Below are 24661 nucleotides of genomic sequence, written 5' to 3' on the forward strand. Positions count from 1 at the left end.
ACCTCTGGCGTTGGTCTCTAAGGCGGCATCCCAACAAACCAAAAAAATGGGTGAAAAATCGCTACTTTAAGCGATATAGAGGAGTTGATTGGATGTTCATGTGTCAGGGAACTGGTAGAAAAGGCAAGGAAAAATCCGAAATCTTATACGACATCAGCAAAACCCCAATTGTCAGGCACATCAAAGTCAAAGGTCAGGCAAGTCCAGACGACCCTACCCTCCGGGAATACTGGCATAATCGAAGCATCAAAAACGGGAAAAAGTATTGGGCTAAGGGTTCCAAATATGAACAGATAGCCAAACTCCAGGACTGGAAATGCCCAATATGCGGAGATAGCCTATTCAATGGAGAAGAAATCGAAACCCATCACATAATACCCGTGAAAGATGGTGGCTCAGACGGCCCCGAGAATCTTATCCACTTACACAAAGCGTGTCATAAACAAGTACATACAAATCCAAGTTATCTGGCTGGAAGTAAGGCTTGAGCCGTGTGATGCGAAGAGTGTCACGCACGGTTCTTAGGGGAGGGGAGGAAGGTGACTTCCGAACCTTACCCGCTCGCAAGCCTATATGGGGAAGGGATGTCTCTGAAAGCCTTCGGACTGGGGTAATGCCTAGTATATGCAGACCTTGTGACGGCTGCAAAATCAACCCAACAGATTAACCCTATAATGCTTAGAGCCACCTGTATAGGTAGGATAATGATAACGGTCATGCGTACAGGGAGTAAAAACTGAGTGAGTAACTGCCCTCACGATGCATGCGAATGCAAAACGTCTAACGGTCGTAACCATCAAGGCGGTGACACGGAAGGGGTAAAATGGTAAGTTGTGCCAAAACGGATGACGCGAGTTGCCGGAGTAGGAGCCAAGGAAAGGCACGTGCAGTCAGGAGCGGAATGCCGCGAAAGTGGCACGTTCCGTTCTGTACGGGAGGTAGGGGAAGCGATTCCCCTATCGACCCTACCAACCACTGGCCTGTAAACTAGATTAACAAAGAGTTGACTGACCCACGGGCAAGGTCTGGTTACACAATTGGGCATACACACGGAAGAGGACTATCAGTGTGCTGTATCTAGCAGAAGTGAAAAAAGGTGGAGTTTTTGGTGGGAAGGCAGAGTTAAAACTGCTGGCCTGTCAGCGGGCTGACAGTTGGAGTGCTATTCCCAATGAAGAAGTCATTCCAGCGGAGGAAGCCAATAGCTTCAATTCGGGAGTGCTGGTACTGGTAGACCTGACTCCTAGTAAGCAAATCCAAAAGTTACGTCAGGATACCCCTGGTGAACTCCTGAAGATTTTGCAAAGTTTCTCCCGTCAGATCGAAAAGTACAAGAAAGAGTCGGAAGAGATTGAGCAGTGGAAGCGGTCGCTGATGTTCCAGAGCGAAGAACTTCAGCGTCGAGAAGAAGAAATGCAAGCCCAAGCCGAACAGCTTGAGCAGATTCACGCTGAATCCGAAAAGTTGGCAAAAGAACGTCAAGAGATGGAATCGGTGCGAGCCGAAGCCAGCAAACTTCAAGCAGAACTGGACAAAAACCGGCAAGAGTTGGATGCGGCATGGGAAGAACTCCGGCAACAACAAGCTGAATTCCAGCAAACGGGCAAATTAGATGAGCGATCGGCTCAAAATCTTCAGGAACTCGTCGATTATTTATCTCAAACCACTATTTCTGTTGAGTCAGTCAATGAGCCCTTGAATCTCGCTTTTGAGATACTAAGCAATCAGCAGTCAGCGGTTGCCGAATATCAACAACGTTTGGAAAACCATCGGCAAACCGCTCAACAACAGCAACAAGCGGTGGATAGCCAGTCAGAGGCACTCCAGAATCAGTGGCAAGCATGGCATAAAGCTCAAAAGACTTTAAATCAGCAACAAGCTGACTTGAAGGTTCACCAAAGTAGTTTGCTTCTTAAACAAGATTCTGCCCTGATGCTGCGTCACTATTTGCAAGAAGAGTATGAGTTGCAGGAATCTCTTAAACAAGTGGGTGGTTCAAACCCGGTGAATGTGTCAGAGAATCCTGATTGGGGTGAGTTAGAGAAGATGCCTCTGGAGAGTTTGCCCTCGGTGGTACTTTCTTTGCAGCAGGATTTGCAAAATCTGTTTCCTTTTGTGATTGGACAGGTTGAGGAGTTGGTGGAGGAGCAACGGAATAATCAACAAGAAGCTTATCAAATGTTGTATGAAACTTTGGTGGGTCAATGGCGCAATCTGTTGCAGCTTCAAGGCAAATTAACTCAGCATCAAGTGGTTTTAGGCCGTAAACTGCGGTTGCCCGAAGCACCTACAGGGGGGTCTCCAGCTTCGGTATCTGTGGAACCAATGGTCAGCAAAATCGAGGAACTTCGGCAATCTCAAGCCGAGAAATTGCAAAATCTTGAGAAGGAAATTGCTCAGATGGCGCCCAGTATTCAGGAAATGCTTGACCGACTGAATCAAGATTTAATCGATCATGAAGCCACGCATTTAGAACTGACGCAGCAAGAGCAAGCACTGCGGGAACAACGGCGATCGCTGGCTGAGTTGTCCGGTCAGTTGAGCCTCTATGAAGCGATGCTAAAACCCCAGGTAGCAAAACTGGCAGAACTGCGGCAAAAGCTGGAAACCGCAGTGGCGTCTTTAAATCAGCTTCAAGAGACAGGCAATTATCAACAACAGGCGATCGCGCAAATTCGCGATGTGGTGATCGATTTGGTGAATCCTCCCTCTGCTTAATTCCTGGTAATTTCTGGAGGTGTGGTGAACAATTTACCCAAATTTACCTAGTTTTTGGTTGTGGATTGATCTAGGATGATCCAATCCCCTTCTACGCGAGCGATCGCCCCACCCGGAAACGGATCGGTTTGCGAACCATTAGAGCTACCAATCAACTGAATCAATTTTTCGATCTGCTCGAAGTTTGGATTCGCCGGAAGCACCTTCTGTAACCACCGTCGCATCATCCGACGCTGAATCGCCAGGGGAGCCGTGAACAAAATCCGGCGATTTACCATGTTTTTTTCGGGATTACTATTGACTTTTTGTTGATTTTGTGGTAAGCACTGCTGAAGTAATTCACAGGCGATGACTTCGAGATATTCCACCTCCGCTCGCAATAGTTCCGCTGTTTGTGCGATCTGTTGTTCGACTTGAGGATTGAAGTGAGTGCATAAATAAGGAATTAATTCTTTGCGGATCCGGTTGCGAGCATATTTCAAGTCTTGATTTGTGGCATCTTCCCAAATAAAAATTGCTGCACCGGAGCAAAATTCGCCGGTTTGACTGCGAGTGACTTCGAGTAAAGGACGCACGAGTTTTATTTTATCGGTGAGTTGGCGTTGCCAAGTCAAGGCTTGTAAACCATCGGCTCCTGTGCCCCGCATCAGATTAAATAAAAGTGTTTCTGCCCGATCGCTTTGAGTGTGTCCCAGAACAATGGTGCCGTAGTTATGTTCGGTGGCGATCGCTTCTAAGACTTGATATCGCCATTGCCTTGCTGAAGCTTCGCTATGATCGGCTAAATTTTCAGCGGTGACCAAATGAAATGGTAAATCCCAGGAATGGGCTAATTGGGCGACATATTCAGCGTTGGCTTTTGAGTCAGGTCGCCAACCATGATCGCAATGAGCGATCGCCAATTGCCAATGCCATTTACGACGTAAGTCTAACAGCAGTTTAGCCAAACATAAAGAATCTTGACCCCCAGAAACGGCGATCAGAATGCGATCGTTTGGTAATAACAACTGTCGCTGTCGTAGGGTTTGATGTATTTTACTGTGCAGGGGTGTCCAAGCAAAATGATTAGATGGATTAAGCATGGCTGACTAGGGCAGTTGACTAGGTTTTTGCGTTAATATCTGGCAATTATAATAAAAATCAATCTCCCCAAATTCCTGCCTAAAACTTGACGGATTTTTGGGGATAACGAATGTAAATTTAAATGATGAACAGGTATTTCACTAATAGCCTGTTTGAGAAATAGAAATATTGGAGATCCACCATGTATGAAATCGTCAAACCCTGTCCGAAGAAAATCATACCGCCCAAAGAGCTAAAAGATTTTCACCCAGACATCAATGCTGAAACTGTTTTACTAGAAGAAGTGTTTTATCATAAAGAAAATCACAGATTAGGTCAACACCAGGATGTTTTATCCGCTGATTATTACGGTAAATTAGAAAACCAGCAATACCAGGATCATACCGCATATTTAGGCCAGCGATATATTTGCAAAACTAATAACTTAATCCAACTAGAACATGAGATTAATTGTTTAAAAATATCTTTAATAAAATCTATACGAAGCCATCAGGAGACTCTGGAAGAAAAATTAAAGCAAGGCATGGATTTTCTCCAAGAACAATCACAAAAAATTAACGATTTATCTGCTCAACTAGAAGCGGAAATATTGAAATTTCAATCTCTGGCTAGAGAAGTCAACCAAGACTATCATGCGCTGCAAAATTATCAGCATCAATCAAAAGAAAGTTCCTCCCAACTTGAGCGAATCAGACCGGCAAATATTTGGGAAATTCGTTCCAGCCTTATTCCCAGGGTTGTTAAACAAGGAAATCAGTTTATTTTGACGACAAAACCAGTGGAGGAAGTTGCGGCAGACAATCCGGAAAACCGAGTCAAGAAAGCCCAGCAACGGCAAAAAGCTTTAGAATGCTGGTTAGAAGCCAAGCGACAAAGGATTATTCAGGATTTTTCCAGTCCTTAATTGATGACAGAAGATTGTACGTTCGCGAAGCGTTGCGGATGCAACATGGAGACCAACAAGCGCTGATGAACATACGACTAATTGTTAAAATATATTAAGATTGTCTTAAGTTCCTCTACTGGTTGGTAAATTCATGCACGTCAAGACAGTATTGCCCCCTAAGAATCAAGCACCAGTGGGTGCGACGAAATCATCATCCCATCTCAACTCCTCAGAAGTGCCTACCGTCACGGTGGAAACAAAAGCGATCCCGTCGGTAGAGGAACACTTCCAGAGTTCATCGGATCCAACGGCAGTCCGCTATGACCCGATCGCGATCGCCACACATTATCGCCTGCGACCCCTGCAAGTCTTAATGCGCCAGATTAGCATTATTTGGCCATTTTTGCTGTTTGCTCTGCGCCTTTGGTGGGACAAGAAAACGGGCAACAGCAAAAAAAATCAAGGCAAGCAAGCGATCCAACTGCGAGAAATGCTGACGAAACTAGGGCCAGCATTTATCAAAATTGGCCAAGCCCTCTCCACTCGTCCAGACTTGGTGCCCCCCCTATACCTGGAGGAGCTAACCAAACTGCAAGATCAACTGCCAGCTTTTGCCAACGAAATCGCCTATAAATTTATTGAAGAAGAATTAGGCGATCGCCCAGAAAACATCTACGCCGAACTTTCTCCCAACCCCGTAGCCGCTGCCTCCCTCGGTCAAGTTTACAAAGGCAAACTGAAAACTGGTGAAACCGTCGCCGTCAAAGTCCAACGACCGGGCTTAAAAGACAGCATGGGTCTTGATGTGTATATTTTGCGCCAACTGGCCATTTGGTTTGTCACCAACTTCAAACATCGAGTGAAAAGTGACCTCGTAGGCATCATGGATGAATTTGGCGCTCGCATCTATGAAGAAATGGACTACACCCAAGAAGGCCGGAATGCCGAAAAGTTTCAGGAACTTTATGGTCATCTCAAAGATATTTACGTTCCCAAGATTTATTGGGAATACACAGGGCGAGAAGTGCTGACAATGGAATGGGTGGAAGGCACTAAATTAACCAAATTATTAGAATTACGCCAACAAGGAATCGATCCGACTTATCTCATAGAAGTTGGAGTCAACTGTTCTCTGCGGCAACTTCTCGAACATGGATTTTTTCACGCTGACCCCCATCCCGGAAATTTATTAGCCACCACCGATGGCAAATTAGCATACCTCGACTTTGGCATGATGAGCCAAGTTAAACCCTATCAGCGTTATGGATTAATTGAAGCGGTGGTTCACTTGGTTAACCGAGACTTTGAAGGATTAGCCAAAGATTATGTCAAATTAGAATTTTTAACAGAAGATACGGACTTAACCCCGATCGTTCCCGCATTAGCCGGTGTATTTGGCAACGCTTTGGGTTCTAGTGTTGCTGAGTTAAATTTCAAAAGCATTACGGATCAACTATCGGAAGTGATGTATGAATATCCCTTTCGCGTTCCTGCTTATTACGCTTTAATTATTCGCTCTTTAGTCACCTTAGAAGGAATTGCCATTAACGTCGATCCAGAATTTAAAGTTCTGAGTAAAGCATATCCTTATGTGGCCAAGCGCTTATTAACTGACTCAGCCCCAGAATTAAGGTCTTCTTTACGGGATTTACTCTTTAAAGAAGGCAGCTTTCGCTGGAATCGTTTGGAAAACTTGTTAAAAAATGCCAAAAATAGTGATGATTATGACCTCAGTCAAAATTTAAATCAAGCTTTAGAATTTCTCTTTTCTGAACGGGGAGATTTCATTAGAGATTATTTGGTGGATGAAATTGTTAAAAGTATGGATATGCTATCACAGAATGCTTTTTACAATGCTCGATCTGTGATTGGTGAGTGGTTTGGGCTAACTGAAACACAGCCGCCAGTACCAGCAGCCGACCAAGAAAATTTAGAACGAATGCAACGGATTTTACTTTTGCTAAAAGATACTCCGGGTTTTGATCCGATGAAGTTAGTGCAGATGGTGCCACAAGTTTTAATGAAACCAGAAGTGCAACGTCTCGGTCAGGAAGTAGCCAGTAATTTGGCTCAAAGGGCTGTCGCTCGATTAATTCGTCAATTCTTGATCGGTGACTCCGCTGCCGATCCCGTTCCGTCAACCCATAATCCGAACAATCATTCTCGTCAAACCGTCGCACTTCCTCCGGGTCGATAATTGACTCTCGATCTGGCTGAGATAGGAGAAAAATATCTCTCAGAAATTGCCGTTGATGGGTGGGGGTAAACTTCACCCATTTTTTTCGACAGTTAATCACAAGTTAATCACCAAATTATAGCAAATCCGGTTCTTGTAGATTGACTACGATAATCCCCTAAAACGCTTGTTGATTAACCCGTGAAGCGGTTCGGGACAGATGGCTTTATAAACGGGTTTTGAGAACCGAATTTGGTATCACTATACCATCGCGAACTGCTATAATAATAAGTGAATTTCCTTAGTCATTTGTCCTTGGTCATTTGTCATTTGTCATCAGGACGTAAGGGCATGGCGTTATCAGGATTTATTATTTCGACCGGAATATTTATGATGCCGTGCCCCTACCAATCGATAAATGACAAATGTGGGAGCACGACATCATCAAAGTCTCTCATCAAACCCAGATATTGATGATGCCGTGCCCTTGCCAATCGGTAAGTTACAAATGACAAATGACAAATGACCAGGGACAAATGACAAATTGGTGTATCCTACTTAGTGGCTCGGCGTTTCCACCGTAAACAAATAATCTCGCAACACATTCCGGCTATCATTGCTATTGCTGCTGATATGGCGCCATTGAGTCCACTACCGATCGCGAAGGTGGCGGTGGATAATAAAACGCCAGTTCCTAACCAGGTGGCTAGGTTGAGATGTCCTGTGCGTCCTTCGCTGACTAAAAAGCCTTGGGTGGCGTTTTGTAATGCTACTAATAAGGGGACGCAAGAACAGAAGAGTAAAACGGGTTTGATACTTTTGACGAGGGTGAGGTCGTTACCAATGAAGCTCTGCACCAGTCGATCGCCTATGGGTGTGATACTCATTAGCAGCAGGAAGGCGGAACAAGCGCCACCGACGGATAAGGCAAAGGTGAGGAGTTGTCGATCGGGCAGTTGATGACGGTATTTAATCACCATTTGCTGCACCATTCTGGTGGAGTTGGCGATCGTCAACACTAGACCCCAAGCAGCCGACCAAGCCGCGATCGCGATTGTCGCATCTTGAGCGCGGGCAATAATGCTAATTAGTAAAGCCCGTCCTCCCCATACTACCATCATAGAATTAGCTAACGGCAAATAAAACTGCCATACCCCGCGCAAATTATGAGGCAGATTTGGCGGATTTTCCAGGGGTGGCGGCGGTAAGGTGGCGCTATAACGGCGGGCAAAAATAGTGACGATAACTGCTTCCACTATGACACCGCCAATCAGCGCCCCCCCAGCCACAATAGCGCCAGAGATATGCAGCGAAAATCCCGTTATCAGGATAATTCCTAGGGTGAATAATCGTGTTATACTGGCATGGGCCAAAGCACGAGAATGGCCATGATAAATCAATAACCCTTGGAAATAGCGCCGCCAAGCGATCGCAAATGGCCATCCTCCCATGAGCAATAGCACTTGCATCACAGGAGAGAGCATTTCTGCCGGTATCCCCAAGAAGTTGCCGCCCACAGTTTGAAATATAATTGGTAACGCCAAGAAACTCAAAAGTAAGGTGAGGCCGCCGCCTGCGAATAATGTAAACCGCCACAATGCTTGTCTGGAGGCTTGAGTAGGAGCCAAAGCATTAGAAGCGTGCAAAATCATAATAATCGGGCTTTCAAAAAAGATAGCCAATGATTTGGCTACACCCACGGCGGCTATGTTTAATCGGGCATCAGGAAGATGGGCTAAGGTGGTGGTCATCATGGGGTCGCTGCAAGCCATCGCCACATCGCTGAGGGATAAGGGGAGAAATTCCCGCCACAAAGAGCCTAAACCGATTTTCTGGGATTGATTTAACTGAGGTTCTACTAATTTCACGAAGCACTCCTGCGGACGATATCCAAGGGCACAGATTCAAGGTGTTGAATTGCCTGGGCGAGCTTTTCTTCTTGTAGGAGGGTTAGTCCTTGTTGTGCCAGCCAGTCCGTATTGTAAATGGTTTCTAGGTAACGATCGCCCCGATCGGGATTCAGCAATAACATGGTTTGTGGCGCGGTCCATTGCCTTGCGTCTGCTAAAGCTGCGGCTACAATTGCCCCAGTGGAAGCACCGAGGAGCATTCCTTCTTGTTTGGCGATCGCATGACAGAGGGAAAATGCCAAACCATCGCCGACGGTGTAAGCTGCATCCAACACCTGCGGGTCAAAGTTGGGTGGGACAAAAGACAGCCCTAATCCGGTCATTTTGTAGGGATGGCGGGGGGTGCCAAAAATTGCTGACCCTGCCACATCGACGCCAATAATCCGGGTGTGAGGGTAGCGTTGTTTAAAGTAGCGACTAATTCCCCCCAGTTGTCCGGCTGTGCTAACCCCAATCACTATGGCATCTGGTGCCCCCTGAAAAGCGGCTTCAATTTCGCGGGCGGTCCAAATCGCGTGAGCTTCAATGTTACTGGGATTGTTGTGTTGACAAGGATACCAGGCGCCGGGGATGTTTTGGGTTAACTCCTGTGCCTTCTGCATCCGCGCCACCTGCATCGAACCTTGGGCATCCGCTGCACTCAAGGGCACTTCTACGAGTTCGGCTCCATAGGCGGCGAGCATTCGGCGGATGGTGGGAGTGGTTTTGGCATCGATAACTATCATTACCCGATAGCCTCTGGTGGCACCGACGATCGCCAATCCAATGCCAAAATTACCGGAACTGGACTCGACGATCGTACCTCCCGGCTTCAATAACCCCAGCCGTTCCGCTTCATCCACCAGATAAGCGGCATTTTTTTCCTTGATGCTACCCCCCGGATTGCAAGATTCCAGCTTGAGGTAGAGATGATGATCCTGACAAAGGGGATGAATTCGATTTAAGCGCACAATGGGAACGCCGCCCAAGGCTTCAGTGACGTTTTGACATAGGGGCGATGAATGGCCAGACGATGAATGGTGAAACCGATGGGCGCTGAAAGTTGCGACTTTAGTAAGCATTGGCTTGTAGTTCCTAGGCGGTCATCCCTGACAATAGCAGCCGGAAATGAAATCGAGATGAAATCTGAGATGAGATTGGTTGGTGTTTTCCTGATCCGATTGGTTTCAGGTTCAGCCCAGACGGGTGTTGTTCTATGGCGAGGTGAAAATTGATGCAGATAACCGATGCACGCCGCCCCAAAGAGTAACGGCGGCAATGCTGGGAGATATGAGTTATCTAGAGCCGGGGAATCTCTGGATTTAATCAGACTGCGGTATCTCTTTTCATGTTGGCAAAATGTTCTATAGCAGTCCTAAATCAGTTGTAGCATATATAATGTGAGGATAAAACTTGATCCAAAATAAGGCATTCAGAAGACATTATGACCATTATCAATGAATTAGATAATTTTATAAGCAACAGCAAAAATGCTCAAAAGTTGAAAATATTTTTGGCTGTTAAAATGATTTAAAATGGAACATATTATCAAAAAAATAAAAACATATTTTCAGTTGATTATACTCTTTTTATAAGGTCGAAAAGTTAACTTTTTTTCATGGAACAGCTTAATAATTAATTCAATGTCAAGGAAGTAAATGTCACCTAGATGCTGCCTCAAAACCCAAGTTAATTGAATGGCTAGGGAAACAATATTATTTAAAAATTGGGTATTGTTTACACCGATATTTTAAACAAAAATATAGCGTGATTTATGATTTAAATAAAAGTTACTATGCTTGTTTTAAAACCGCTGATTCATAATCTAGAAAAAATCTCAAAAATAAATCCAGCAACAAACGAATAAAAAGTTAAATAAAAAAAATGAACATAAACTCAAAGAATGATAACCAAACATAAAAGCTGTAAAGGTTGCTGTGTTTATGATTAAAAAATGTAATATTCTATAGACCTGTTAGGTTATGTTTAAAAACGAACATATCATCGGATCGGATATGAATAACTATAAAAATAAAAAAACAGACCTATTTATTATGGATCATTTTATCAAAATTATGAATTTATTTATTAGCAATAAATATTCATTCAATTATACGGAAAAAAGTAGATTTAATGATCATAAGATAAATTTACAAAGACCAAGAGCGGGAAAAAAATATTGGCATTTTTTTGTTATAGCGCTATTTATCATAAATTTAAGTAACTTAAAGAATATTTAATGTTGTCAATGGAGAGTTAAACGAAGCTCAATAGCTAGGTTATTGTAATAATTTTGCTCCAAATGCTCCCGATCGAAACCCGGTATAATATGTTTGGTTACAAAACCAAAAAAGCTCTGGCAGTTTTATTATTTATGTAATTTATTTAACATAGTCCTATGGTTATTTAAGTTTTTTGCTGATGGTCAATTTTTTGATTTTTACAAAATTACTATGGAGTTTTACCACAACTGATTTAGGAATGCTATATCTTCATTCATCGAATGAAAATATAGCAGTAGCCAAGGCAGTGAGGACAAAATCTTGGTCTTGCTTAGGAGACAGACGCACTCGATGTCCTAATCTCTCTGGCTACTGCTATATTATTGTGATTCGTTGCCTCGATCGCGAGGCAAGGATTTCTTTGAGCATTTTCCGGCGCGATCGGGGCATAATGGTTGAAGTACCAACGTCTCCACATTAATTTTTAACTGAAGAATTTAACATGACTACCAATCCAGAATTTATCGCTCAGGCGATCGCACTAATCAACGTAGAACGTGCTAAGGAAAATTTAGCCCCCTTAGCCTTAGATTCTCAACTCAATCAAGTCGCCCAAAAACATAGTCAGGACATGGCCGAAAATGACTTTTTTGGTCAAATTGCCTCCAATGGCTCCACCCCAGACAGCCGTCTCAGGGAAGTCGGTTATATTTTTTCTACCTTTAAACAAAACATTGCTGCCAGTCAACCGACTCCTGAATCCGTAGTCCAACGTTGGCTGAACGACCCGGGCGAACGGGCTAATCTGTTTGATAGATCCGTCCAAGGGATTGGCGTCGGCTATTTTTTCCTGGAAAATGACACCGGAAATTTTAATGCCCAACATTATTGGACATTAATGCTGGCCGATCGGACGCCAACTCCTACAACCGCGATCGCCGCCCCCAATATTGCCAGTGTGATCCAAGGCGGTAGTGGCAGCGACTCGATCCTTGGCGGTCTAGCGGCTGACAGCATCTTTGGCAATGATGGCGATGACTCCATCCTCGGCAGTAATGATAATGATGCGATCTTCGGCAACCGAGGCAACGATACTTTATTCGGAGAAGATGGTATCGACCAACTATTTGGTGGTAGAGATAATGACTGGCTCTTCGGCGGCGGTGGACTTGATTTCTTATCCGGCGACCTGGGTGACGATCTTCTTTTTGGCGGCACAGAAGAGGACACCCTCTTAGGAGTAGATGGCAATGACCAACTGTTTGGCGGGGACAATGCCGATAGTTTGGTCGGCGGAGATGGCGATGACAGCCTATTTGGGGAAGAAGACGGCGATCGCCTGGAAGGGGGTTTAGGCAGCGATCAACTGTTTGGCGGTGATGGCGACGATACCATCCTTGGACAAGAAAATGACGATCTACTGGTCGGGGACAGGGGAAATGATTTTCTCGATGGCGGGTCTGGTAACGACCAAATCCTCGGACTAGATGGCAACGATAACATTTTTGGCAGTCTCGGCAATGATACCCTCTATGGCAATGCTGGCAATGATGTGATTAACGGTGAAGATGGGGATGACCTGATTTACGGCGGCAGAGATGACGATCGGTTATTTGGTGACGTTGGCAACGATACTTTGAGTGGCGACCTCGGTAGCGATCTCCTATCGGGAGGTGATGGGGATGATTTACTCGAAGGAGGACTCGGGAACGATCAACTCTTTGGTGGCGACGGCAATGATACTTTCAATGGCGGTGATGGTGATGACTTCCTCAACGGCAACCAGGGGGCTGACGTCATCGATGGGGGTGCGGGAAGCGATCTGATCCACGGCGGCAAAGATAACGATACCATTACCGGGGGCGATGGCAACGATACCCTCAATGGCGACCTCGGTGATGACTTCATCGAGGGGGGTCTGGGCAATGATATCCTCAATGGCAGCGATGGCAATGATACCCTCAATGCCGATGAGGGAAATGATTTCCTCGATGGTGCAGAAGGGAATGATGTCCTCAATGGCGGCATTGGCAATGACATCTTGAATGGCGGTATTGGCGATGATGCACTCCAGGGCAACGAGGGGGATGATAGTCTCAACGGCGGTCTGGGCAACGATAATCTGGTTGGAGGAGATGGTAACGATACCCTGATCGGCGGGCCGGGTAATGATGTCCTCCAAGGAAATGATGGAGCCGACTACCTAGAAGGCGGTGATGGCAACGATCAGATCAATGGCGGTGCCGATAACGATATCTTAATCGGGGGAGCCGGAAATGATACCCTCGATGGGAGTGATGGCAACGATCAGATCAATGGCGGAGATGGAGATAATGTCATCAATGGGGGCAATGGTGATGATGTCATCGTTGCTCTGGGCGGCAATGACACCATTGATGGTGCTGCTGGCAATGATGTGATCCAAGCCGGTGATGGGGATAATGTCGTTAATGGTGGTGATGGCAGAGATGTGATTACCGCTGGTGCCGGTAACGATACCCTCAACGGGGGTGCTGGTCCCGATCAAATCAATGCCGGGGCCGGTGACGATCTGATCGATGGCGGCAGTGAAAATGATTTGCTTTCCGGTGGAGCGGGAAATGATACGATCATTGGGGCAGAGGGAAATGATACGATCGTTGGCGGCGCTGGTAGCGATCTGCTGACCGGAGGAGGGGGTCGAGACCGATTTTCTTTGGAAAATGCCGGAGGAATTGATGTCATCACGGATTTTGAACAAGGCATCGATTTGATTGTCTTGAGTGGTGGTTTAACCTTTCAGGATATTCGGATTATTGACCCCAATCCCATTCCGGCAGATCCGACCACCGAACCACCGACTCCCGCTGAAGAATCTTCAGATACGGCAATTATTCTCAATAGTACCGGCGAAGCCTTGATGCTGATCCAAGGGATTGCCCTCTCTGAGTTCCGGGGTTTTGCTAATTTCACCACTTAAACATCCCCAGGATCAAGCGAGTGATGGATTTATAGGCGATCGCGCTTCGGCGTTGCGGATGGAACCGAAGCTCATGAAGCGTTGCGATCGCAACATCGCAAAATTAATCATGGGGTCAAATTTTCAAAATTTTGATGCTCCCTTAACAGCGGAAATCCAAGCAGGGATATGACCTGGAGGTATTTAAAGCCAAAGGGAATGGCGTAAGCCATTCCCTTTGTTTCGTCTGGAAGTAAATATTTATGCTAAGATACGCAATGGCTTAAATGTTAAGCTGTACACAGAATGCTAACATACTATCCTGCTAGACCCCTAGCAAGTGAAATGATTATGACACTTGCCTGTCCTTTACTTCAAAGGCCGCCTGCGGTTTGGCAGGGGTTCACAGAGAATGAACCACTAACCGGCAAATAACCAGTAGAATTGTCACCTCTGGGTTAGATGCAACTCTGGGTTAGATGCAACCTACAACTGATCGTCTACAGCAGAGTGAGCAACCTAGGTAGCCGCTTAGGCGAGAGTTTTCTGTCTAGATAGGATAATAGATCCGCTAGGTTTTCTGTAGGGTTGACCGAATTGACAACAATTTCACGGTAGGCAATTCAATTGGAATCTGTCTATCTGTAACTTGACCAAACCTTGACTAAATTTTATCAAAAAGGAGAAAAAGGAGCAAGAATGACCCAAGTGGTAGTCGGCGAAAACGAAGGAATCGAATCTGCGTTGCGTCGCTTTAAACGGCAAGTTTCCAAAGCGGGAATTTTGGCAGATGTTAAAAGTCGGCGTTATTTTGAAAATCCCCAAGAAAAGAAAAAGCGCAAAGCCAGCGCCGCTCGTCGGAAAAGACGTTATCGTTAAATTTATACCCTATTTATATAACAGGATTTTCATCAATTTCGCCATACTAGCGATTCAAATGATTTCCTAGTTTTGCTGGGTAAAATATTTTTATCAGTGCAGGCTTTGCTCCGGAGCAAAGCCTGTTTTTATTGCATTTTATTGATTTTTTTACATTTATGAGTGACAATTATGTTGAAGTTTTATTTTTCCGCATTGTTTATGTAAAAAAAATACTTCATCCCTCAAAAAACATGACAATTTATTCAATTAATTTTCAAAAAATTAGTCTATTTACACCAAAATACTGACAAGAAAAAGGCTTTGGACTATGGTGACACTCGGATCTTGATTTCAAAATTAAATGAAATGAGTATAATTAAAAACAAAACAATCTAATGATGATGGCAAAAGCCATAAGTGAGATCGGTAAGAATGCAAAATTTAGAAATTATTACTGAATATCAGACAGGAAAGCGAGATTTTAGTCAGGTCAATCTGGTTAAGTCTGATTTGTATCGGGCAAATTTAAGTGAGGCGAATTTGATGGGGGCTAACCTGACGGATGCTAACTTAGGTCGCGCCAATCTTTCTAAGACGAATCTGAGTCAAGCAAATTTGAGTCACGCCAAATTAACCGCTAGTAAACTGACGGGGGCAAATTTATCCTATGCTAACCTCGAAGAGGCCAATCTGATGTATGCGGAACTCGGCAAAACAGATTGTCGTTATGCGAATTTGCGGTGCGCTAGTTTATGGCAAGCGATGTTAAATAATGCGGATTTTATGAATGCGGATTTAAGTTATGCCGATTTGAGTAATGCTGATTTGGTGGGCAGCAGTTTTGTTGGGGCAAATTTGACCGGTTCTGACCTGAGTGGAGCCAATTTGATTGCCGCTGATTTCGGGGCTGCCAATTTGAGGGGCGCCAATATGACTGGGGCGAATGTCTGGAATTCTAATCTCAAAGGAGCGGATTTAACGGATACAATTTTGCCCGATGGTCATAAACACGAGTAAGCAAAACAAGATTAATCTCGCCCATTCGATTGGAGGGCGATCGCGCTGACAATGGCAGTGTCATTTACCCCTCAATTCAATTGTCACGGTTTCCTAAAGCTGTCCCCTCAGATTATGATTCAAAATCAAGAATCTTCACTCGTCTCTAATCCTAATCAATCAAGGGTTTGAGACATATTAAACTTTATAATAACCTCTCAAATCGGTTCAATATCGCTCGACATGGTTATCCTTTTCGGGGTAAAATTTCCCCTAATTTACCCTAAAATAAGTTTGATATTTTATGCTAAACCCCAAAAATGTCAATATGAAAATAATCTTCACCTTAAATTACCCAATTTACCGCATAACAAGCATCAATTTGGCAGCGATATGCATGACCTTGGGTTTATCCACCTCAACTTATGCTCAACTAAGGACTACAGAAACTACATATTCATTGCCTATAAATCCCCAGTTATTGGTCAACGAGACTTCTTTTACTGGGATTGAATCACCACAGAATACCGAAGTTGATCCCCAAATTTTACGATTAACTTTAATGCGCGATCGCCATTGTAACATAACGAGTAACGCACCGATAGAAAATGCCGTCGCCAGTGATTTTATGCAACAATTAAATTGTGTTTTTTTATCCCCAGAAACTTTTTCAGATGCCGAGTTAATTCAAGGTTTACAGGTTGAATATCAATCAGCATCTAGGCCAATCATTTTGGAAACATGGGGACAACTTCAACCCGATGAAATATTGGCTCAACGCAGTGCTTTTCAAGAGGGAAAACCCCAAGTTTTGCTGACACCAATGGCAGGAGTGGGAGGCCGAAAAGGAGTTTATGGTGGGTTAAACTTAGAAGTCTCTAATTTAGGCAGTAATAATGGGATCATTGATGTTGGCTTAGAAGGGGGAGAGAAAACCGTAGGCGCCAATTTTAGTTATACAGATCCTTGGTTCAATGATTCAGACTATGGTCCAGAGTATGATTTTGGCTATCAAGTTAAAGTGTTTAATAGCCGAAATCCAGAAAACAATTTTTTGAATGGATCCCCAGAAGTCAATCTGATCCATGACCATATCCCTTGGGTCGATCGCCTCGGTGGAGGGGTGGAATTTTTCCAACCTTTGACCAGTGATGGTCTGATCTTGAGTTTTGGGGCTAATTATCAGCGGGTGGCCATTCGTAATGCTGGTCTGACCGATCAAGTGTTTTCTCGCGATCAACTTGGCAATAGAGTCACCGTGAGTAATCAAGGAATTGATAATTTACTTACGGTGGGGGCGGGGCTATTTCAAGATCGTCGCAACGATCGCAACTGGCCGACGGAGGGCTATCGATTTCAACTCAGTGGGGAACAGTCCATCCCGTTGGGAGATAGCGAAATTAGCATGACTCGCGTGGTGGGCAGTTACAGTCAATTTATTCCTATCGGCTCCAGCACGATCGCTTTTGGTGTCCAAGGCGGTAACATTTTTGGGGATGCACCCCCGTATCAAGCATTTGAAATTGGCGGCGGTGACTCAGTGCGGGGCTATGGTGGTGCCGAAGTGGGCAGTGGTCGTCGATTTATCACCACAGCGGTTGAATATCGCTTTTTAATCGCCGATGACCTGGAATGGCCTTTTGTTTCTCGCTTGGGTGGCACCTTCTTTTTCGACTATGGCACCGATTTTGGATCGGGAGATGACGTGATTGGTCAGCCCGCAGAGGTAAGGGGGAAACCGGGTAATGGTTTTGGTGGCGGCGTGGGCGTCCGTTTACTGACGACTTTTGGCCAAGTCAGAGCCGAAGTGGGCATAAATGATGATGGTGATTTTTCTTTTCACATCCAACTAGGCGATCGCTTTTAACAGTTAACAGACTAATAACCCATCATTCCTCACCACCGCAGGGAAATTGATTCCCGGACATCTACTAGGGGCAATCGATCGATTGCCCCTAATGGACTGATGAAAAAAATGATCCAAAAAATAATGAAAAAAATGATCCAAAAAATAATGATGAAAAAAATTAAGTTTCTGGAATGACTGCACCAATGTCCTAGTATGATTTTCTTCAGCGCTTTTCTGGGATGAAAAATTCATGGAACTTAATGATCTATTGACCCGATATGCCAGTGGAGAAAGGGTTTTTCTCAAACAAAACTTTAGCCAACTTCATATCAGTGGCGTCAACCTCACCGGCGCAATTCTCCGGGATAGCAACTTCACCGCCACAAATTTGAGTGTTGCCTACCTAAGAAGAGTAGATTTTCGCGGCGCCGATCTCAAAGGGGCTGACCTGCGGGGTTCCTACCTCAAATGCGCCGACCTACGCGGCGCCGACCTACGATGGGCGGATATGGGCGGCACAGATATTTCCCAGTCTCTGTACAATATGCAGACCCAATTTCCTGAAGGCTTTGATCCCAAGGTGATGAGAGCTTATTTTATTAGCCCCGACAGCGATTTGAGCAACGCATTTCTCATGGGAGTGGATTTTCGCTGGACGAAACTTACTTACTGTAATCTGAGTGGATCTTACCTAGCCCACGCTGATTTAAGAAGTGCCGATCTGAGTCAGTGTAATTTAACCGATGCGGATCTCACGGCAGCCCTTTGGGATTCACAGACCCAGTTTCCCGAAGGATTCGATCCAAATTCAGCCGGCGCTTACGCTATTTGTCCGGGGGTGAACCTAACCTCAGCTAACCTCAGTCGGGCAAATCTCAGTGGGGTTAATTTAAATCAAGTGGATCTGACAGGCGCTAATCTCAGTTGGGCGGATTTAAGTCGGACTACCCTGCGAGAAGCCAACCTGACAGACGCTAATTTGAAACAAGCGAATCTAGTCGGAGCGGATCTGCGGGGCGCCAACTTAACCCGGACTTGTTTGGATGGATCCGACCTGAGAGGTGCGATTCTGCCTGATTATCGAACCGACTAACTCATATTAAGTCGCGCCTCTTCACCATGAGTGAGCCAGATTCCTGGTTGACAATATATCTGTATGGCACATTCATAAGTAGGTGGGCAGAAATAAATGCACCACAGACCCCATCAGAGGAAAGAGGAAAGAGGATGCATAGGAAAGAGGAAATATATTCTCTACTCTCTCTTCTCTATTCTCTCTCCTTCCTACAGGCGGGAATCCAAGGATTTACGGTGGGTAACAAAAAGTGCAATTAATTATGTTCACCTACTTATCTCGGTCATAGAACACTGGATCAAATCTGATAAAATATATAAGAATTTGCCGATTATGTGCAGATTAATCAACAGTTCATCAGGTTCGTTGACGGAAAAATCAAGGGTTCGGGATGTAACAGAAATATGTATGATGACGATCTAAACACAAGCCACTGCGGTCTTGGGGTCTCCCCAAGTAGAGCAAGTGGCGTAGAGATGAATGCTTCTGAAATTGAAAGTCCTCTGGATCTGATTGACCCGTCAACAGAGGTTAAGCCAGATCCAGAGGAAATGTTGCCATTGTTAACATCACCAGATCCCCAACAACGCACGATCGCCGCACGAGCATTCTGTGAAATTCAAGATGAACGAGCGATTCCCCATTTAATTAATCTCTTAAAAGAACCTTGCCCCTTAATTCGGGTGAGTGCTGCTTATGCCTTGGGCCGAAATCCCAGTGCTGATGCGGTGGAATCTTTAATTGAACGGCTGAATCAAGATTGGAATGGCTATGTGCGTAAAGGAGTGGTTTGGGCTTTGGGTAACTGTCGCGATCGCCGCGCCCTCAATCCCCTTTTGGATGCCTTAAAAACTGATATTTCCGCCGTTCGCCTTTGGGCTGCCAGTTCCCTGGGACAACTTGGCTCCCTGGGCTATGATGCGGTGGTGGCCGCCATTCCTCCGTTAATTCAAGCATTACTCAGAGACCCCATTGCCGCCGTGCGAAGTAACTGTGCTTGGGCGATCGGACAGCTTTGTCGGGAACTCCCCTCAAATGTGGTCTATGCGGGTGCCATTGATTCTCTGATTGAAGCCTTGGAAGAAGATACCGATATGGGAGTTCGCGAAGATGCCAAGTCTTCCTTGTTGCGGGTAGGAGATCCCCGTGGCTTACAAGTGATTGAAGAGTTAGAAATGGATGGATTGTTGTAATCATCGATGATTAGCCACCCAGGAAATGAAGTTGTTGGTTCTTTGTTATCAGTTATTAGTTAGTGGTTATTCGTCCCCAATAACCACTAACTAATAACCAATAACCAATTTGCTTTAAATCCGCAGACTGGTTAATTCGTTCATACTGGTAATGGCCTTTCGTGCTAGGCCCGGGGAATCCGCCCCTCAGTCTGACCAAATTTAATGAAATGCTCGATCGCCGATAACTGTCGGTTTTGCACTGCCGCCGCCACATCGGGATTGCGACCCAAGTAAAATGCTGTATCAAAGAAGGGACTGGGGTTCCGACCCTCAAATTGCCCAGCTTCGGTAAAATGTTTAAAGGCCGTGGTGATGCCTTGATTCACCGCATTCTTGACATCGGGGGATCGTCGGGATCTATGTCTGCAAATGGGATTTTCTGGTCAACTGGATTGTGAAGTAGATCACAACCCACTTAGGAACGCGATCGCTCAAACTTATGCTAAATTTCACCAACCTTGCCCAACCTTCATCACTGCTATTTCCCGCCAACCGGGGGACAATTAATCTAGAGAGGAAAGAAACAAAGCAATTTATTGTTAACTATGATTCGCAAGGTTGTCCAACAGGCTTTTCAGAGTGATTATTTATCTGCCGAGGCAGAATTCAACATTCGGCAACTATACCAGAGTTGTCAGTTAGACGACATCGATGCGCTGATTGATTTGCAGCAGGCATTAAATTACGGTTATTTACTACAAGAGTCGAGAATTTCTGCGATTGAAAATCACAAATATTTAGTCAGTAGCTATTAATTAAGTTATCAGTCATTTTCCATAAAAAATATTTAAAATCCACGGCGATCGCCTGTGGATTTTTTTGCTTTATTTTCTTGATAGTTGAAAATAGTTTTAAGCTGAATCATAAAAAATAATATCAAAAATTAATTAAAAACAATATTAATACCATTTAAATCGTTAAGTTGATGACTATGAAGGCACTAAAGTTTGTAAACGCCAGAATTCTTTTTGAATTTCAGACAACAGAGAACGATTTAACGGATCGGTTTTGATAGCTTTTTTGAGATAAATTTGTGCTTTCTCAAAGTCACCCATATCGATTAAATATCTGCCCATACGTTGATAAGTAATCGCCTGCCATTGCCGCACTTCCGTATCTTGAGGAATGCGTTGGACTAAGCCTTCAACCAAGGCGATCGCCCGGGCAAACCGTTGATATTTTAATAATTGTTGTAATTGCACATAAGCCCGTTGCTTGAGCAATTTTTCAAATTCCGACAAATTCGGATGATGTTGAAATTGTAGGGGCGATTCGTGAATCGCCCCTACTTCGGGGGTAGGATTTGAAGCCGCCGGTTGAGCCGATTTTTGGCGGGGTTCTGTTGGGGAATTTTCCGCTGACTGTGGGGCAGGAATCCCCGCAATTTGCTGACTATTTTGCGCCAACCAGTGAATCAGATTTTGGTAAGCTTGATTAATCTGAATAAACTGTTCTTGCGATCGGGAATTTCCCGGATTCACATCAGGATGATACTGCCTTGCCAATCGACGGTAAGAATTTTTTACCTCGGCGATCGTGGCATTTGAGCTTAATCCTAAAATTTGATAACAATCTCCAATATTCATTGTTTGCTCAAAAAAAAAGCCGCCTGTTATCACAAATGCTGCGGAGAAATAGGGGCCCGCCATCGGCAGGGGGGCAGGGTGTAGGGGAGCGGGGGGGTAGGGTGTAGGGTGTAGGGAAGAGTGAAGAGTGAAGAGTGAATAGTGAATAGTGAATAGTGAATAGTGAATAGTGATATTTATGCATAACTTGTACGGGCGAATGGCCATTCGCCCCTACCACTTTTCACTTTTCACTATTCACTCTTCCCTACACCCTACACCCTACACCCTACACCCTCTCTTCCCCACACCCACCCCCCGGAGATTAGGGATTAATCGGCACGTTCTTCAATGACGCGATCGATCAACCCATATTCTTTGGCTTCTGCCGCAGACATGAAAAAGTCGCGATCCATATCTTTCTCAATCTTTTGCAGAGGCTGACCCGTGCGATCCGCATAAATTTGATTGAGTTGCTGACGAATCCGAATAATTTCTCTGGCTTCAATCTCAATATCCGTCGCTTGTCCTCGGGTGCCACCAGAAGGTTGGTGAATCATAATCCGAGAGTTGGGTAAAGCTAAACGCTTGCCTTTGGCACCCGCTGCCAGCAGGAAGGATCCCATTGAAGCCGCCAAGCCCACACAAATCGTCACCACATCGGATTTAATGTGCTGCATGGTGTCATAAATCGCCATGCCAGAGGTGACAGAACCCCCTGGGGAGTTGATATAGAGAATAATATCTTTGCCCGCATCTTCAGAATCAAGATACAGCAAGATAGCGATGACTTCATTGGCCAATTCATCATCAATTTGTTCGCCAATGAAAATGATTCGCTCTCTAGCGAGGCGACTGTAAATAGAAATCCAATCAGTATAAGTAGACCCGGGCATCCGGTAAGGAACTTTAGGGACACCAATTGGCATAAGTTAATTCTCCGTTTTCAATTCTTTTGAGGGCAGCAATCAGCAATATCTCTCAGGAAAGAGAGTTTTGGGTTCTCAAATTGGTCTAAGTAGGGGCGAACAGCCGTTCGCCCCTACTTGACACCGGCTGGAATTGGGTGGGGTAATTCTTTTTTGCTCTCAAAGACGCGATCGATTAGTCCATATTCGACCGCCATTTGTGGGGTCAAATAAAACATCCGATCCATATCTTTGATAATTTTTTCCGGCGGCTGACCTGTATTCCGACTGAGAATAGAAATCATGGTTTGTTTATTCGCCAGAACTTCTTTCGCCCGAATTTGGATGTCAGTGGCTTGACCTCTGGTGTAGCTTCTGGGCTGGTGCAGGACAATGGTGGCATTGGGCAAACTAGCACGGCAGCCTTTGGTTCCCGCAGAGAGCAGCATTGCGGCCATTCCCATTGCGGAACCAATGCAGATGGTGTGAACCGGAGGCTTGATGTATCTCATGGTGTCACAAATGGCAAAGGCTTCCGTTTCAAAGCCAACGGGTTCGCCACTATAGCTGGAGGTGCCAGTGGAGTTGATATAGATGTTGATCGGTTTTTCCGGATCTTCGTACTGCAAGTAGAGCAGTTCCGCGATAATCAGTTGCGTAACGGCAGGCACTAAGGGCAAACCCAGATAGACAATCCGCTCTTTTAATAAAAGGGAGGGTAGGTCTGGGGGGGGTGTCCGATAGTAAGCGTCTCCTCGATAGGGAGCTTGAACTGCCTGAATGGGTGAGTTCATATCCTGTTGTGCTGGGAAATCATGGCGATATTCTTATTCATAGTAGCGTGTTAATCAGCGTTAATCAGCGTTAATTAGTCGATCGCCTCTGTTTTCGGGGCGATCGATACAATGGAACCATGACCCCTGTGATTTTTTTTACCCCAAGAGGCTATTTAGATGAAAGTTGATTTACAGCCTGCGTTAAATGATGCGAACCTTGATGCTGGTCAAATTAATAACCAGCGTCAACTCGGCACTTCTATTGCCGCTATTTCTTCGATCGCCCATGCTGGATCCAGTTCGGTGCCAATAAATCTCTGTTTAATTCTTGACCATAGTGGTTCGATGAACGGAAAACCCCTGGAAACGGTGAAAGCAGCAGCGGAACGCTTGATGCATCGCCTGAAACCGGGCGATCGCATTTCCGTCGTGGCTTTCGATCATCGAGCCAAAGTGATTGTCCCCAATCAAGCGATCGATAATCTTGAGTCTGTGAAAAAACGGATTCAAGCCCTGAAAGCGGATGGGGGCACCGCGATTGATGAAGGCATAAAACTGGGCATAGAGGAACTACGCAAAGGGGCAAAAGATACGGTATCCCAGGCTTTTATCTTGACTGATGGGGAAAATGAACATGGTAGTAACGATCGCTGTGTGAAATTGGCTGTGTCCGCTGCTGACCATAACTTTACCCTCAATGCCCTGGGTTTTGGCGATCATTGGAACCAAGATGTGATGGAAAAAATTGCCGATGCTGCCGGTGGGACTCTGAGCTATATTGAGCGTCCCGATCGAGCGATCGAGGTGTTTGATGAGATTTTTACTCGGATCCAATCTGTCACTTTGACCAATGCCTATTTGTTATTTAAGTTAATGCCAAAAGTTCGTTTAGCGGAACTGAAACCCATTGCCCAAGTTGCCCCAGAAACCATTGAACTGCCGATTAACCCAGAAAAAGATGGGGAATTTTCTGTCCGTTTAGGGGATTTAATGATCGAACGTCAACGGGTGATTTTAACTAATTTATATATTGGTCAATTGCCTGAAGGCAGACAGGCGATCGCGCAATTGCGAGTCCGTTATGATAACCCGGCAACCGGAGAAAAAGGTTTATTATCCGATCCGGTTTTAGTGGATGCTAATGTGCTGGCTAGTTATCGACCAAATCCGAATGAGGAAGTCCAACAACATATTTTAGCTTTGGCTAAGTATCGCCAAACGCAAATTGCCGAACAAAAATTACAACAAGGCGATCGCCTTGGTGCTGCCACGATGTTACAAACTGCGGCCAAAACTGCTCTGCAAATGGGCGATCGCGGGGCAGCAACAGTCTTACAAGGCAGTGCCACTCAGTTACAAGAAGGCAAAGAACTTTCCGAAGGCGATCGCAAGAAAACCCGCATTGTTTCTAAAACTGTTTTACAGTAAAACGCTGCCAATCAATCGGTAAATGCAGCCCAGTTCAAAATTCAAACATAGTTGAT

General features: G+C 45.0%; 22 protein-coding genes. 14 read left to right on the forward strand and 8 right to left on the reverse strand.

Translation table 11 applies throughout. The features are described from left to right. The 3 genes from AM228_RS10340 to hmpF all read left to right on the forward strand — a co-directional run. Window positions 1–488: HNH endonuclease (locus AM228_RS10340; RefSeq protein WP_197285266.1), on the forward strand; the 488-nt coding region annotated here is incomplete at its 5' end. A gap of 345 nt (window positions 489–833) precedes the next feature. Beyond that, the gene (locus AM228_RS32345; RefSeq protein WP_156331685.1) at window positions 834–986 is read left to right on the forward strand and encodes a hypothetical protein; all 153 of its coding nucleotides are present in this window, start codon (window positions 834–836) and stop codon (window positions 984–986) included. An 82-nt stretch (window positions 987–1068) separates the two neighbouring features. Continuing rightward, on the forward strand, window positions 1069–2718 hold the full coding sequence (gene hmpF / locus AM228_RS10345; protein ID WP_054466044.1) for a pilus motility taxis protein HmpF: 1650 nt from the start codon (window positions 1069–1071) through the stop codon (window positions 2716–2718). Window positions 2719–2765: 47 nt separating this feature from the next. Here the strand turns inward: hmpF and tilS are convergent, their stop codons facing one another. Then, entirely contained in the window at window positions 2766–3800 is a 1035-nt protein-coding gene (tilS, locus tag AM228_RS10350; RefSeq protein WP_054466045.1) for a tRNA lysidine(34) synthetase TilS, read from the reverse strand. Between the two features lie 182 nt (window positions 3801–3982). Here tilS and AM228_RS10355 point away from each other — a divergent pair, with 182 nt between their 5' ends. Together AM228_RS10355 and AM228_RS10360 are read left to right on the forward strand one after the other, a co-directional pair. Then, complete coding sequence (locus AM228_RS10355) at window positions 3983–4705, forward strand: hypothetical protein (protein WP_054466046.1); 723 nt, start codon at window positions 3983–3985, stop codon at window positions 4703–4705. A 133-nt stretch (window positions 4706–4838) separates the two neighbouring features. Beyond that, the gene (locus AM228_RS10360) at window positions 4839–6884 is read left to right on the forward strand and encodes an AarF/ABC1/UbiB kinase family protein (RefSeq protein WP_054466047.1); all 2046 of its coding nucleotides are present in this window, start codon (window positions 4839–4841) and stop codon (window positions 6882–6884) included. Window positions 6885–7417: 533 nt separating this feature from the next. On the opposite strand, the gene AM228_RS10365 is transcribed toward AM228_RS10360, so the two are convergent. The 3 genes from AM228_RS10365 to AM228_RS32350 form a co-directional block, all read right to left on the reverse strand. Next, window positions 7418–8731: a hypothetical protein gene (locus AM228_RS10365; protein WP_054466048.1), complete on the reverse strand. Its 1314-nt coding sequence runs from the start codon at window positions 8729–8731 to the stop codon at window positions 7418–7420. After that, window positions 8728–9834, reverse strand: coding sequence for a PLP-dependent cysteine synthase family protein (locus AM228_RS10370; RefSeq protein WP_054466049.1), 1107 nt, complete (start codon window positions 9832–9834; stop codon window positions 8728–8730). The genes AM228_RS10365 and AM228_RS10370 overlap by 4 nt, the downstream gene beginning before the upstream one ends. A 1471-nt stretch (window positions 9835–11305) precedes the next feature. Next, the gene (locus AM228_RS32350; protein WP_156331686.1) at window positions 11306–11452 is read right to left on the reverse strand and encodes a hypothetical protein; all 147 of its coding nucleotides are present in this window, start codon (window positions 11450–11452) and stop codon (window positions 11306–11308) included. A 24-nt stretch (window positions 11453–11476) separates the two neighbouring features. Between AM228_RS32350 and AM228_RS36575 the strand changes: the two genes are divergently transcribed. From AM228_RS36575 to AM228_RS10415, 7 genes are all read left to right on the forward strand, one after another. Beyond that, window positions 11477–13933, forward strand: coding sequence for a CAP domain-containing protein (locus AM228_RS36575; protein WP_054466051.1), 2457 nt, complete (start codon window positions 11477–11479; stop codon window positions 13931–13933). Then, window positions 13914–14105 carry a hypothetical protein gene (locus AM228_RS10385; RefSeq protein ID WP_054466052.1) on the forward strand — a complete coding sequence of 64 codons (192 nt, stop codon included), beginning with the start codon at window positions 13914–13916 and terminating at the stop codon, window positions 14103–14105. The genes AM228_RS36575 and AM228_RS10385 overlap by 20 nt, the downstream gene beginning before the upstream one ends. A 506-nt stretch (window positions 14106–14611) precedes the next feature. After that, a complete protein-coding gene (gene rpsU / locus AM228_RS10390; RefSeq protein ID WP_054466053.1) occupies window positions 14612–14791 on the forward strand; it encodes a 30S ribosomal protein S21 in 180 nt (59 codons plus the stop codon). A gap of 414 nt (window positions 14792–15205) precedes the next feature. After that, window positions 15206–15790 carry a pentapeptide repeat-containing protein gene (locus tag AM228_RS10395; protein WP_054466054.1) on the forward strand — a complete coding sequence of 195 codons (585 nt, stop codon included), beginning with the start codon at window positions 15206–15208 and terminating at the stop codon, window positions 15788–15790. 361 nt (window positions 15791–16151) lie between these two features. Further along, window positions 16152–17636 carry a BamA/TamA family outer membrane protein gene (locus AM228_RS10400; RefSeq protein ID WP_231636738.1) on the forward strand — a complete coding sequence of 495 codons (1485 nt, stop codon included), beginning with the start codon at window positions 16152–16154 and terminating at the stop codon, window positions 17634–17636. Between the two features lie 232 nt (window positions 17637–17868). Continuing rightward, on the forward strand, window positions 17869–18711 hold the full coding sequence (locus tag AM228_RS10410) for a pentapeptide repeat-containing protein (protein WP_054466057.1): 843 nt from the start codon (window positions 17869–17871) through the stop codon (window positions 18709–18711). 458 nt (window positions 18712–19169) lie between these two features. After that, complete coding sequence (locus AM228_RS10415; protein WP_054466058.1) at window positions 19170–19886, forward strand: HEAT repeat domain-containing protein; 717 nt, start codon at window positions 19170–19172, stop codon at window positions 19884–19886. A 164-nt stretch (window positions 19887–20050) separates the two neighbouring features. Here AM228_RS10415 and AM228_RS10420 read toward each other — a convergent pair whose 3' ends face one another. Continuing rightward, the gene (locus AM228_RS10420; RefSeq protein WP_054466059.1) at window positions 20051–20254 is read right to left on the reverse strand and encodes a hypothetical protein; all 204 of its coding nucleotides are present in this window, start codon (window positions 20252–20254) and stop codon (window positions 20051–20053) included. A 219-nt stretch (window positions 20255–20473) separates the two neighbouring features. On the opposite strand from AM228_RS10420, the gene AM228_RS10425 reads away from it, so the two are divergent. Next, window positions 20474–20683: a hypothetical protein gene (locus AM228_RS10425; protein WP_054466060.1), complete on the forward strand. Its 210-nt coding sequence runs from the start codon at window positions 20474–20476 to the stop codon at window positions 20681–20683. 174 nt (window positions 20684–20857) lie between these two features. Here AM228_RS10425 and AM228_RS10430 read toward each other — a convergent pair whose 3' ends face one another. From AM228_RS10430 to AM228_RS10440, 3 genes are all read right to left on the reverse strand, one after another. Then, entirely contained in the window at window positions 20858–21514 is a 657-nt protein-coding gene (locus AM228_RS10430; RefSeq protein ID WP_054466061.1) for a DnaJ domain-containing protein, read from the reverse strand. A 311-nt stretch (window positions 21515–21825) separates the two neighbouring features. Continuing rightward, window positions 21826–22422 carry an ATP-dependent Clp protease proteolytic subunit gene (locus tag AM228_RS10435; protein WP_054466062.1) on the reverse strand — a complete coding sequence of 199 codons (597 nt, stop codon included), beginning with the start codon at window positions 22420–22422 and terminating at the stop codon, window positions 21826–21828. A gap of 113 nt (window positions 22423–22535) precedes the next feature. Next, window positions 22536–23195 (reverse strand): ATP-dependent Clp protease proteolytic subunit, encoded by a 660-nt coding sequence (locus AM228_RS10440; protein WP_054466063.1) that lies wholly within the window; start codon window positions 23193–23195, stop codon window positions 22536–22538. 159 nt (window positions 23196–23354) lie between these two features. On the opposite strand from AM228_RS10440, the gene AM228_RS10445 reads away from it, so the two are divergent. Next, window positions 23355–24605 (forward strand): VWA domain-containing protein, encoded by a 1251-nt coding sequence (locus AM228_RS10445; protein ID WP_054466064.1) that lies wholly within the window; start codon window positions 23355–23357, stop codon window positions 24603–24605. Window positions 24606–24661 lie beyond the last annotated feature (56 nt).

The organism is Planktothricoides sp. SR001 (assembly GCF_001276715.1).
GTDB classification, from domain to species: Bacteria; Cyanobacteriota; Cyanobacteriia; order Cyanobacteriales; family Laspinemataceae; genus Planktothricoides; species Planktothricoides raciborskii.

Bases quoted from the DNA above. Each gene is read 5' to 3' on its own strand.
- tilS (WP_054466045.1), bottom strand. From the start codon at position 3,800: ATGCTTAATCCATCTAATCATTTTGCTTGGACACCCCTGCACAGTAAA.
- AM228_RS10355 (WP_054466046.1), top strand. From the start codon at position 3,983: ATGTATGAAATCGTCAAACCCTGTCCGAAGAAAATCATACCGCCCAAA.
- AM228_RS10360 (WP_054466047.1), top strand. From the start codon at position 4,839: ATGCACGTCAAGACAGTATTGCCCCCTAAGAATCAAGCACCAGTGGGT.
- AM228_RS10370 (WP_054466049.1), bottom strand. From the start codon at position 9,834: ATGCTTACTAAAGTCGCAACTTTCAGCGCCCATCGGTTTCACCATTCA.
- AM228_RS32350 (WP_156331686.1), bottom strand. From the start codon at position 11,452: ATGTGGAGACGTTGGTACTTCAACCATTATGCCCCGATCGCGCCGGAA.
- AM228_RS36575 (WP_054466051.1), top strand. From the start codon at position 11,477: ATGACTACCAATCCAGAATTTATCGCTCAGGCGATCGCACTAATCAAC.
- rpsU (WP_054466053.1), top strand. From the start codon at position 14,612: ATGACCCAAGTGGTAGTCGGCGAAAACGAAGGAATCGAATCTGCGTTG.
- AM228_RS10395 (WP_054466054.1), top strand. From the start codon at position 15,206: ATGCAAAATTTAGAAATTATTACTGAATATCAGACAGGAAAGCGAGAT.
- AM228_RS10410 (WP_054466057.1), top strand. From the start codon at position 17,869: ATGGAACTTAATGATCTATTGACCCGATATGCCAGTGGAGAAAGGGTT.
- AM228_RS10415 (WP_054466058.1), top strand. From the start codon at position 19,170: ATGAATGCTTCTGAAATTGAAAGTCCTCTGGATCTGATTGACCCGTCA.
- AM228_RS10425 (WP_054466060.1), top strand. From the start codon at position 20,474: ATGATTCGCAAGGTTGTCCAACAGGCTTTTCAGAGTGATTATTTATCT.
- AM228_RS10430 (WP_054466061.1), bottom strand. From the start codon at position 21,514: ATGAATATTGGAGATTGTTATCAAATTTTAGGATTAAGCTCAAATGCC.
- AM228_RS10435 (WP_054466062.1), bottom strand. From the start codon at position 22,422: ATGCCAATTGGTGTCCCTAAAGTTCCTTACCGGATGCCCGGGTCTACT.
- AM228_RS10440 (WP_054466063.1), bottom strand. From the start codon at position 23,195: ATGAACTCACCCATTCAGGCAGTTCAAGCTCCCTATCGAGGAGACGCT.
- AM228_RS10445 (WP_054466064.1), top strand. From the start codon at position 23,355: ATGAAAGTTGATTTACAGCCTGCGTTAAATGATGCGAACCTTGATGCT.